Annotated in this window: 7 protein-coding genes; 1 reads left to right on the forward strand and 6 read right to left on the reverse strand. The window is 36.0% G+C overall.

From position 1 onward, the window contains the following. Positions 1–18 precede the first annotated feature (18 nt). From lepA to dnaK, 5 genes are all read right to left on the reverse strand, one after another. A complete protein-coding gene (gene lepA, locus ACFINU_RS00415) occupies positions 19–1,824 on the reverse strand; it encodes a translation elongation factor 4 (RefSeq protein ID WP_375617566.1) in 1,806 nt (601 codons plus the stop codon). Positions 1,825–3,025: 1,201 nt separating this feature from the next. Next, positions 3,026–3,940 carry a DMT family transporter gene (locus ACFINU_RS00420; RefSeq protein WP_375617501.1) on the reverse strand — a complete coding sequence of 305 codons (915 nt, stop codon included), beginning with the start codon at positions 3,938–3,940 and terminating at the stop codon, positions 3,026–3,028. Positions 3,941–3,972: 32 nt separating this feature from the next. Then, entirely contained in the window at positions 3,973–4,878 is a 906-nt protein-coding gene (gene argB / locus ACFINU_RS00425; RefSeq protein ID WP_375617500.1) for an acetylglutamate kinase, read from the reverse strand. 1,730 nt (positions 4,879–6,608) lie between these two features. Next, positions 6,609–7,751 carry a molecular chaperone DnaJ gene (gene dnaJ, locus ACFINU_RS00430; protein WP_375611466.1) on the reverse strand — a complete coding sequence of 381 codons (1,143 nt, stop codon included), beginning with the start codon at positions 7,749–7,751 and terminating at the stop codon, positions 6,609–6,611. A 158-nt stretch (positions 7,752–7,909) separates the two neighbouring features. Beyond that, positions 7,910–9,802: a molecular chaperone DnaK gene (gene dnaK / locus ACFINU_RS00435; RefSeq protein ID WP_273790233.1), complete on the reverse strand. Its 1,893-nt coding sequence runs from the start codon at positions 9,800–9,802 to the stop codon at positions 7,910–7,912. Between the two features lie 961 nt (positions 9,803–10,763). On the opposite strand from dnaK, the gene ACFINU_RS00440 reads away from it, so the two are divergent. Continuing rightward, a complete protein-coding gene (locus tag ACFINU_RS00440; RefSeq protein ID WP_375617499.1) occupies positions 10,764–11,318 on the forward strand; it encodes a copper chaperone PCu(A)C in 555 nt (184 codons plus the stop codon). A gap of 110 nt (positions 11,319–11,428) precedes the next feature. On the opposite strand, the gene lysM is transcribed toward ACFINU_RS00440, so the two are convergent. Continuing rightward, entirely contained in the window at positions 11,429–11,884 is a 456-nt protein-coding gene (gene lysM / locus ACFINU_RS00445) for a peptidoglycan-binding protein LysM (RefSeq protein ID WP_375617498.1), read from the reverse strand. Positions 11,885–12,089 lie beyond the last annotated feature (205 nt).

Below are 12,089 nucleotides of genomic sequence, written 5' to 3' on the forward strand. Positions count from 1 at the left end.
AAAATACCCCTTTTTTCATTATTTGTTCATTTTGAGCGCTTGAATAAATGCCGATTGTGGAATTTCTACTTTTCCAAATTGGCGCATCCGCTTTTTGCCTTCTTTTTGCTTTTCCAAAAGTTTGCGCTTACGCGTAACATCACCCCCGTAACATTTCGCTGTTACATCTTTACGCAAAGCACGAATCGTTTCGCGCGCTATAACTTTACCACCAATAGCCGCTTGAACTGGAATCTGAAACATATGCTGAGGAATAAGATCTTTCAGTTTTTCACACATTGAACGCCCGCGCTTTTCTGCAATCATGCGGTGAACAAGCATCGATAATGCATCAATAGGCTCTCCATTCACCAAAATAGACATTTTAACTAAATCACCTTCTGCATAATCTGTCATTTGATAATCAAAAGAAGCATAACCCTTTGAAATCGATTTTAGCCGATCATAAAAATCAAAAACAACTTCATTCAGTGGTAAATCATACGTTACCATAGCACGGGTTCCAACATAGGACAAACCAACCTGTACCCCACGCCGCTCTTGGCATAGCTCTAAAATTGACCCAAGATAATTATCAGGAGTCATGATTGTCGCTCGAATCCATGGTTCTTCTATGGAAGAAATTTTAACCACATCAGGCATATCCGCTGGATTGTGCAACTCTTTAACAGAACCATCATTCATATTCATGCGATAAACAACTGAAGGTGCTGTCGCAATTAAATCCAAATTAAACTCACGCTCTAATCGCTCTTGAATAATTTCAAGATGCAGAAGTCCCAAAAAACCACAGCGAAAACCAAACCCCAAAGCCGCAGACGTTTCCATTTCAAAAGAAAAACTCGCATCATTTAAGCGTAATTTGCCCATGGCTGCACGCAAATCATCAAAATCGGCAGCATCAATTGGAAAAAGTCCACAAAAGACAACAGGTTGCGCCGGCTTAAAACCAGGCAAAGCATTTTCACAAGGACGACGCTCTTCAGTAATCGTATCCCCAACCCGTGTATCTGCTACCTCTTTGATAGAAGCAGTGATAAAACCAATCTCGCCTGGTCCTAATTCATCAACCTGTACCATTTTAGGTGTAAAAACCCCAACGCGCTCAACTGGATATTTTGCTCCTGTACCCATCATACGAATGGTTTGGCCTTTTTTTAAAATACCATCTATCACCCGTACCAAAACAATGACACCAAGATATGCGTCATACCAGCTATCAACCAACATTGCTTTCAAGGGATTTGCAACATCGCCTGTATGTGGAGGTGGTAATTGTGCAACAATTGCCTCCAGAACATCAGGAACACCCAAACCTGTTTTTGCTGATATTTCTACTGCTTGAGATGTATCAATGCCTATCACATCTTCAATTTGTTCTTTAACACGCTCAGGTTCTGCTGCTGGAAGATCAACTTTATTGAGAACAACAACCAACTCATGGGAATTATCAATGGCTTGATAAACATTTGCTAACGTCTGCGCCTCTACGCCTTGGCTTGCATCCACCACCAACAGAGAACCTTCACAAGCTGCCAATGAACGCGAAACCTCATAAGCAAAATCCACATGACCAGGTGTATCCATAAGATTTAAAATATAGGTTTCACCATTCTTTGCTTTATAGTGTAAACGTACCGTCTGTGCTTTAATAGTAATTCCACGTTCACGCTCAATATCCATGGAATCGAGTACTTGTTCTTTCATCTCACGTGTATCAAGCCCACCTGTTATTTGAATCAAACGATCAGCTAAAGTGGATTTGCCGTGATCAATATGCGCCACGATGGAAAAATTACGAATATAATTACGATCTATTGTCATATAAGGCGATTTAGCAAAGAATAATACAAAACGCAAAGACCAATTATGCTCCGGCTTCTATCAAAAGAATATAAACCTAAAAAGCTTCTCAAAACACAACTTTTTATAGCCTAAAAAATGAGGCTTTTGTTTGCTAAATTAAATCCAAGGGTGCTAAAATGATCCTTTCACATCTTATTTGATAACTCATATGCTGTAGTAAGCTGGCACCATCACACACTTTGCCAACCTCCAATATTACGACGATCCTTTACACTTGAAAAAGTTTATAAGAGATATGCCTTTCTTGTACAGTCTTTACCCACATGCCCCCCACCCACTTGTGATGTGTAAGCAAGTGATTTGGATTGATTTAACATGAAAATGATTTGAAGTGAGAAAGTTTTACAATATTCAGGGTTTTAACTCAATGTGAATAATGATATATTATAATTATAAATCAATGTATTATCATATTTATATGATGGGCGTGTATATCATTTAGGCTTGCAATAAATTCGCAAGAAATGCTTTTTTATTTGTATGCAATAATCTTCTTTTTTAGCAATCTTATATAAGATAACATGAATATCGAGGGAGTTTCTTCTCAATTTTTAAAACTTTAGAAATATGCTCTATTGAGTGATGCTTTTGTATACTTTTTATATAACTCCTTCCTTCCTCTATTAAAGATAAAACACACCAATCCTCTTCGATTCATTGGATAACGCATTGATTTATAATGATGCTCTGTGGTTTTTCTATACTTCATGTGGACCGTCAATGAATATGATGTATATTGAGAAAATTATCTTTTAAAAAAAACGATTTAATGCACAACGTTATGGGGTACTTTGGACGTTCTATTTTGCGTGAGAAGCGTAACTCTATTAAAGGACAAAAGAAATAACGTGCGACAGTGCATAGTTTTCATTATTCAAAAACATTACCGTAGATGTTTTTGAAAGTTGTAAAGCCGAATTTAAAGATAGGCGTTAATTTTTACCTTTATATCACCTCATGCTTTGGCTCAATAAAGGTTGTCTGCCCGTTTCAGAAGTTAGGCAAACAGATAGAAGCATACTATTTCTCCAATTTGGCATGCAAAAGCTGGAATAACTTATAGAACTTCTTAATCATCTTAATATTAAAAAAGCCTTAAAAATGAAAACTCTACAAGAAAAAATCTCATGCAATAAAATCATAATAAAAAAATGTATAGCTAATCAATTTTTTTAATTGCTTTATTTTTTTTACGCCATTGTGAAGGTTGTAATTCAGCCACAATGATCCCAATCAGAATAAGCAAACCGCCCAATAAAGCTAAGGGAGATAAATGTTCTCCAGCCAAACGCCCAACAATACCAGCCCATACCGGTTCACCTGCGTAAATGAGTGTCGCACGCGTAGGGGAAATAGACTTTTGTGCCCAATTCATAGCTAATTGAATGATGGCACTCATTAATGCCAATCCTATACCAATATTAAACCACACCCACGAAAATTCAGGAATGCTTTCACCCATCAAAGGCATACAAGCAAATGAAAAAAAACCACTAAAAAATAACTGAATAATGGTTACACGCCGACTATCAACCTTGTTCGCAAAAATTCCGATGAGTATGACTTCTCCAGCAATCGCTAAAGCGCCTAACAAAGTTAAAATTTCGCCTTTTGAAAAATCAAAATTTCCCGGCTTTTGTCCTGAAATCAATACAAGCCCAATAAAAGCGAAAATAATACCAATCCAACAAGCTAAACGGGGAGGTTTTTTAAAAACAATCCATTGCAAGATTGGAACCATCGGTACATAAAGCGCTGTGATAAAAGCTGACTGACTACTAATAATTGTTTGAAGTCCAGCTGCTTGAAAAGCATAACCAAAAAACATGGCTAAACCTATCGCCATCCCAGCGAAAACTTCATAAACGGTTATACCTTTTATAGAGCGCCAAAAAATTACCCCACATATAAGAGATGCAACAATAAAACGAAATCCAACAAAAAACAGAGGACCACTATAGCGTACCGCAATGTGAATGACTAAAAATGTAATGCCCCACAATATTGTCGCAGTAAATATTGCCAATTCTGGCTTACTTAATAAAGGATATTTAAACTGTTTTAGATTCACCATGAAAAACTTTCTCTTCCAATTTTCCCCACAATTTATGAAACAATAAGCGTTCCAACTCCCTGTTCGGTAAACAGCTCTAGTAAAACAGAATGAGGAGTTTTACCATTTAAAATGACAACACCTTCCACACCATTTTGAAGGGCTTTTATACAAGTCTCTACTTTTGGAATCATACCTCCTGAAATTGTCCCATTTTTAATAAATCTTTCAGCTTCAGAAACTGTCAATTCTTTTAAAAGTTTACCCTGTTTATCCAAAACACCAGGAACATCAGTGAGAAATAAAAGGCGTTTAGCCTCTAATGCACCAGCAATAGCTCCAGCAAAAATATCAGCATTGATATTATAAGTTTTACCATCGCGTCCTGGAGCTACAGGAGCAAGAACTGGTATCATTTCAGAAGATGCTAAAAGATCTAGCAATGTGCGATCAACTTCAACAGGCTCACCAACAAACCCCAAATCTAAAACACGTTCAATATGCGAATCAGGATCAATGACAGTTTTATAAGCCTTTTCGGCAAAAACCATATTGCCATCCTTGCCGCATAATCCTATTGCCCATTCACCCTCAGCATTGATGAGAGCAACAATTTCTTTATTTATGGAACCCGCTAAAACCATTTCAACCACTTCAACGATCCGCTCATCGGTTACCCGTAGTCCGTTTTCAAATCGCGATTCAATCCCCATTTTCATTAAAATTTCAGCAATTTGAGGCCCACCACCATGAACAACAACAGGATTAATTCCCGATTGCTTTAATAGAGCAATATCACGCGCAAATGCTCGCCCCAAATCAGGATCACCCATAGCATGGCCGCCATATTTTACCACGACCGTTTCATTTTCATATTTTTGCATATAAGGTAAAGCAGACGATAAAAATGCTGCTTGTTTTTCCAAAACATCTACATCACCGTTTTTAGCATCATCCATCAATAGAGCCTCCTCATCACTTTTTACCATCTCTTAATGAAATTTAGGAAAAGTGAAAACAATAAAACCAAACTTTACTCTATCCACCCCCTCCCCTGAAAATCGTCAATTTTCCTCTAAATTACGAAAAAGGAATAACGAAATGAAATACAAAATACTTCCTTTAAAAATTGACAGCGAAAAATTAAACAAAATAGACGTAAAAAAATGTCATTATTTTATGATCTTATATATAAAATTGAAAAGCAAAATTTTGAAGCTAAGCCGTACATTCAACTCATTAGTTTATCCCTATGGATACTTAACAATGAATAGGAATATATACAACCATTGATTTTGTAAGATAAAAATAAAGTTTCTTATCATAATAAAATTAACATATTCCCAAGATAAGAAATCACTCAACCGCTTTATAGCTTATCTCAATAAACTATAACTTTGGTTTTAAAAATTTGACTTTTTCTCAATCATTAAACATGAGGAAATGTCAACTGAACGCTCCTCATGGAGAATTATAATAAATTGATTTATAATAATAATTTATCTTTTTATATCGTAAAATTGAAAAAAGGCTTTGCAAAATTATCATATATTTTGATTTTATTGCGAGTAGCTCTTCAGAAGCATCTTCGTAAAAGCATTTAATTGTTTAGATTACTCTCTTCGTAAGGTTTTATAAAACTTCTCATTTTTCATGATCTGTCATTAAGTTTTTCTTTCTGCATAGCGATACATGCTTGAATTATTCAATGTTTTTTAGAATTTTTAATTCTTTTAATTATGTTATTTTATGAAAAAAGATTCATTTCGTAAATTTCCCTTTCCATATCACTAATCAATTTCAACAATATATCGTGCTGTTTTCTAAGCATATTGTGCTATTTTTTATTGTATTTATTTTTTCTTTTTAAAGGTAACTTCCTCTATCTTCCCACCAACTTTTTATTATGCCAATAAATTCAATTAAGTGAATTCCATCGAATCTGTTTCCCCACAAGAGAGATACATCGAATACCTCAAAACTTGTTTTGTTATGTCTTCTTTAGCATTCAACACACATTATCTCATTCCACAATTTCTTTGGAACAAAATAAACTTGATTATAGCGTTTTTTATTATCTGGAAGAACTATTTATGACATCAGAAATACAAAACTAAATCCGCATCTAAAAAGACATGATTACTGCTAAAAGCTAAGATGAGGCATGTAAAAGCTATTCCGAATAAAATAACCCTTATTTTAAAGGAAGCAGTGATTAAAACTATGAAAAATGCCAAAAATAAAATCGGTTATAAGAAGTTGATACTTTATTTGAAAAAGATGGATTGCCTAACAGTTTATTTAGCGTTTCTTGGCAAGCCGCTACCTATTTTATAGTTTTATTATAGAGCCTTTAAAAAGAAATTTTGAGTGAAAAAATAAACACAAAAAATACTGAATGCATAAAGGCAGTTATCATGACACTGGCAATATTTATTATCAATCACTCAATTGCGTTCTTATATGGATAAGCCCTTTTTAAAATGTTATAGACACTCAAAAATAAGACTTATCCATAAAATTCATGAAATATAAAAACTATCAGCAGCAGGAGTTTATCCTAAATTAGCTATCTCTCTCTTTTCTTTTCAAGAAAAAATGCTTTTCAAAGATAATGAGACAATAGAAAGCTTAATGAAAATAACTTTCCCACAGTTCTCTCTAATTATTCTGAGAACATTCACATATTTTAACCAGAAATATTTTCAAAAAATTCTTTCATACGTGAAAAAAAACCATGTGATTGCGGTGAATTTTCATGATTTGAGAGTTTCTCAAATTTTTGCAACAATTCACGTTGTTCTTGCGTTAATTTCTGCGGTGTCTCAATCGTGATATGGATGTAAAGATCACCCCTTGCTTGCTGACGGCGCAACATAGGCATACCTTTGCCTCTAAGGCGGAATTGACGTCCATTTTGTGTCCCTTCTGGAATCTTAACGCGTGCTTTAACACCATCAAGGTCGGAAACTTCAAACTCTCCTCCTAAAGCAGCTGTTACCATTGAAATAGGAACGCGACAGTGAAGATCTGCTCCTTCTCGCTGAAAAAACTCATGCGGTTTAATGGAAAGGAAAATATAAAGATCACCATTGGGCCCACCACGAATACCAGCATCACCCTCACCAGAAAGGCGAATACGCGTTCCATCTTCAATACCAGCTGGAACATTTACGCTTAATGAACGTTTTTTCTCTATACGCCGTGTCCCCTGACATTTGGGGCATGGATCCGTAATAGTTTCACCACGTCCATGACATGTAGGACATGTCCGCTCAATAGAAAAGAAACCCTGTGCAGCACGCACACGACCAGATCCATGACATGTTCCACAAACTTGCGGCTTAGAGCCTTTTCTCGCTCCTGATCCTTCACAAACATCACACGTAACGGAACTGGGAATATTAATTTCTGCAGTTTTTCCTGAAAATGCCTCTTCTAAAGTCACTTCCATATTATAACTCAAATCTGCGCCACGTTCGCGACTATCACCACGCTTACGGTGTGTACCTCCCATAATCTCACCAAAAAAGTCTTCGAAAATATCCGCAAATCCACCACCAGCAGCAAAACCACCAAAGGGATTTGCTCCCCCTTGACCACCGCTATTTTCAAAGGCCGCATGGCCAAATCGATCATAAGCAGCACGCTTCTGGGGATCTTTAAGAACTTCATAGGCTTCGCCAATTTCTTTGAATTTTCGCTCTGCCTCTTTATCCCCCGCGTTGCGATCAGGATGATATTGCATTGCCAACTTACGAAAAGCAGATTTCAACTTTTTATCATCACATTCGCGAGTCACGCCAAGAATTTCATAATAGTCAACCTTCATCATGTATTCCTGATAATTTTTCTGTCATCCATCTTTATGGATAATATTGCTTTTAATTTATATTTTTAGCAACAAAGTTGCAACTTATCTCAAATAATAAAGCCCAGCCTTATATTTCAAAGGCCGGGTTTATCAATTAATCAACACATATGCTGACACTATTTCTTCTTATCATTAACTTCTTCAAAATCAGCATCAACAACATCATCATTCTTTGCCTCTGTTTCAGTGTCAGCGCTCGCTGCTTGTGAGGCTTCGTACATAGCCTGTCCAAGTTTCATACTGACTTCTGCTAATTTTTGCATCTTTGTTGTTACTTCTTCCGTATCACTGCCTTCAAGCGCAGATTTCAAATCAGATATTGCTGTTTCAATCTGTCCCTTTTCTTCAGCTGATACTTTATCGCCATATTCATTGAGCGACTTTTCAGTTGAATGAATAAGAGCCTCCGCTTGATTTCTAGCTTCAACACCTTCACGGCGTTTTTTATCCTCAGCCGCGTGCTCTTCTGCATCCTTTACCATTTTTTCAATATCAGCATCACTTAAACCACCTGATGCCTGAATACGAATTTGATGCTCTTTACCTGTTCCCTTATCTTTGGCCGAAACATTAACAATACCATTCGCATCGATATCAAAAGTAACTTCAATTTGAGGTATACCACGTGGTGCTGGAGGAATACCAACAAGATCAAATTGAGCCAATAACTTATTATCACTTGCCATTTCCCGTTCACCTTGGAAAACACGAATCGTTACAGCACTCTGGTTATCATCAGCTGTCGAAAAAACTTGCGATTTTTTCGTCGGGATAGTGGTATTGCGCTCAATAAGGCGTGTGAAAACCCCACCCAAGGTTTCAATACCCAAAGATAAAGGTGTTACATCTAGCAACAACACATCTTTGACATCGCCTTGCAATACACCTCCTTGGATGGCAGCACCCATTGCGACCACTTCATCAGGGTTAACGCCTTTGTGTGGATCCTTACCAAAGAAGCTCTGCACAACTTGCTGAATCTTGGGCATACGTGTCATTCCACCCACTAAAACAACTTCGTCAATCTCACCGGCCTTTAATCCAGCATCTTTCAACGCAGCTTTACAAGGTTCAATGGTACGCTGCACTAAATCGTCAACGAGAGATTCAAATTTTGCCCGAGTCAATTTCATTGTTAAGTGCTTGGGACCTGATTGATCTGCCGTGATAAATGGTAAATTGATTTCTGTTTGCTGTGACGAAGAAAGCTCAATTTTTGCTTTTTCTGCCGCTTCTTTTAAGCGCTGTAAAGCGAGTTTATCATTCTTCAGATCAATTCCTTGCTCTTTTTTGAATTCATCGGCAAAATAACCAACCAAGCGCATGTCAAAGTCTTCACCCCCTAAAAACGTATCTCCATTGGTTGACTTAACCTCAAAAACCCCATCTCCAATTTCAAGGACTGAAATATCAAATGTACCACCACCAAGGTCGTAAACAGCAATTGTTTTTCCGTCCTTTTTGTCCAAACCATAAGCTAAAGCAGCAGCAGTTGGCTCATTAATAATCCGTAAAACTTCAAGTCCAGCAATTTTACCTGCGTCTTTCGTGGCTTGACGTTGCGCATCATTAAAATAAGCAGGAACCGTAATAACGGCTTGTTCAACTTTTTCACCAAGATAAGATTCTGCTGTTTCCTTCATCTTTTGCAAAATCATAGCTGAAATTTGTGACGGAGAATATTTCTTTCCCGCCTCTTCAACCCATGCATCACCATTGTCACCTTTAACAATTTTATAAGGAACAAGCGCTTTATCTTTTTCAACCATAGGGTCATCAAAACGGCGCCCTATCAAACGTTTAACTGCAAAAACTGTCCCTTCAGGATTTGTCACCGCCTGCCGTTTAGCAGGTTGCCCAACAAGCCGCTCCCCCCCATCAGTAAAGGCAACAACGGAAGGTGTTGTTCGCGCTCCTTCTGAGTTTTCAATAACTTTTGCGTTTTTGCCATCCATAACAGCCACACAAGAGTTCGTTGTCCCCAAATCAATACCAATTACTTTTGCCATATTATAATCTCCATTCAGCAAGCTACCTCAACCTTCATAAAGCATCTTTTTAAGATAGCTCCTCATAACACCTAAAGCCCGTATATTGCTTCAAGCAACATAAATAATAATAAACTGCAAGTCGCAACAAGCCTTGCTGCCTCGTATATAAGAACAGGCTTTTATTGCTACAAGAGAATAATGAGAGAAACATCTCCAAAATAAAAAATTTATTTTAAAATAGGCACTCTAATGACCCATAAATACCATATTTATGAGAGACTTGAGAGCATAATATATTTTTCTTGCAATTCTCAAAAAATATATCTTTCTATAAAAATTAAAAAATAAAAGAATGATTGCACTCTCGCTCTTGATCTTCTCATCATTGATAAAATCATACTCACGTAAAAGCTTTTTAAAAGGCGAATAATTTATATCACAAATATTATAAATCTTCCTTGGACTAAAATAGTCATCATATCTAATGCTCATATCAGTAAAGGTATTATCTATCGATCTCCTTTCAAAAATTCTCCTTCTAACGGTCTCATTGTTTGCGGCTATTTGAAATCTGTGCTTTAAATTCACCTAAAGCGTTTTTTCTTAACTGTATAATTTTGAACTTTGAAAATATATAAAAATACCTCTGTATAAACGCTTAAAAATGCCAAGAGCTGTCATAATATTAAAAATTGGTAAAGTGGTTGATGATTGTTCTGTATTATATCTTCATTAAGTAAAATAGTAGTGAATCATAGATTTTATACCATTTGCAAATACTATTTATGAGATGAACACGGAAGCGTTAAGAGGTGTGTTGTCATTGTAAATCTTACTGTCTTCTTTTAAATTTCAAGAATTCTATGATTTTTATATTCAAATCAATTTCATTTTAGCATTTCTTTCTTTTATTTTAAATAAAAGCTCTGCTAAAATAAAAAATATTCAAAGTGTGAATCTTATGAAGGAGGGTAAATCAATGATGACATCTATTATTAAGAAAATAACAAATCTCATCTTTAAGAATATAATACATACACAATATCCATACAAAAAGGTTATCATAAATATCGTGTGTGCTCTTCTCTTTGCTGGTATAACCCTGCCAGCAGGTGCTCAGCAATATAAACTTGGCGACATAGAAATTCTCAATCCTTGGACACGCGAAACACTTAGAGGTATAAGAGTTGGTAGCGGTTATCTCTACATTATTAATCATAGTAATACCCCAGACCGTTTAGTTTCTATTTCCACAAACGGAGTAAAAACAACAGAGATACACTCTATGGCTGTCGTTAATGATATTATGAAAATGGAAAAATTGCACAATGGCATTGAAATTCCGGGAAATGGCGAAATCACGCTTAAGCCTGGCGGTGATCATATTATGTTCATGGGGCTTTCACAACCATTTAAGTTAGGTGATAAAATTAGCGCAAAATTAACATTTGAGAAAGCAGGAACCATTGATGTTGATTTCTCTGTAAACGCTATGAAAGTACCATCACCTTCTAAATCCTCTCCTGTTCACTAAGCTCCTTTTATTATAAATACACACTTTATAAAATGAAGAAGCGTGAGATTTTTTACGCTTCTTTATTTTTTGTTTAATGCCATCAGTAAAAAATTATCCCCTTTGATGAATTAACTATGGTCAATTTCAGGAATACGTAAAACTTGTCCAGGATAAATTTTATAGGGAGATTTTAGCATTGGCTTATTGGCTTCAAAAATAAATGTGTTTTTATTACCTTGCCCTTTTCCATAAACCTCTTCAGCAATTTTCCAAAGATTATCACCAGATTTGACCTCATAAAAGCGAGAAGTTTTTCTAGGCGTTGTATCTATAACCTTTAATTGATCAACATCTACAGACGAGATACCTTGTGAATTGCCAACAACCAGCAGTGCTTTTTCAAGTGTTTCCCTATCTGGAACTTCACCGCTTAAAATAGCTTTACCGTCTTCAACTTGAATATTGACTTTTTCTGTACCGAGTTGAAAATGATCAAATGCTCTCTTAAAATCCTTTTCTTTTGGTTCATGGTCCCCAATACCTAATTTTTCCCCTACAGTTTTAATAAAATTAAAAAATCCCATTACGACCTCCTTTCGTGTAGCAGAAACAAATTTTTGTGCATATATTGCCACATTCTTTTCTTTGCTCTTAAAACACATAGGCAGATTTTCTAAACTTCAACAATCAAAACTACATCTGTTCAATTATGAGACAAATACAATAATAAACTTTGTAATAAACCTTGATAAAAAAAGCCTTTATGAAAATTTTCTCTCAAATGAAGGG

The sequence above is a fragment of the Bartonella sp. AC130YNZD genome (assembly GCF_042196865.1).
In the GTDB taxonomy this organism is placed as follows: Bacteria; Pseudomonadota; Alphaproteobacteria; order Rhizobiales; family Rhizobiaceae; genus Bartonella.

Excerpts from the sequence above, each read along its gene's own strand:
- lepA (WP_375617566.1), bottom strand. The coding sequence starts at position 1,824 with ATGACAATAGATCGTAATTATATTCGTAATTTTTCCATCGTGGCGCAT.
- ACFINU_RS00420 (WP_375617501.1), bottom strand. The coding sequence starts at position 3,940 with ATGGTGAATCTAAAACAGTTTAAATATCCTTTATTAAGTAAGCCAGAA.
- argB (WP_375617500.1), bottom strand. The coding sequence starts at position 4,878 with ATGGATGATGCTAAAAACGGTGATGTAGATGTTTTGGAAAAACAAGCA.
- dnaJ (WP_375611466.1), bottom strand. The coding sequence starts at position 7,751 with ATGAAGGTTGACTATTATGAAATTCTTGGCGTGACTCGCGAATGTGAT.
- dnaK (WP_273790233.1), bottom strand. The coding sequence starts at position 9,802 with ATGGCAAAAGTAATTGGTATTGATTTGGGGACAACGAACTCTTGTGTG.
- ACFINU_RS00440 (WP_375617499.1), top strand. The coding sequence starts at position 10,764 with ATGATGACATCTATTATTAAGAAAATAACAAATCTCATCTTTAAGAAT.
- lysM (WP_375617498.1), bottom strand. The coding sequence starts at position 11,884 with ATGGGATTTTTTAATTTTATTAAAACTGTAGGGGAAAAATTAGGTATT.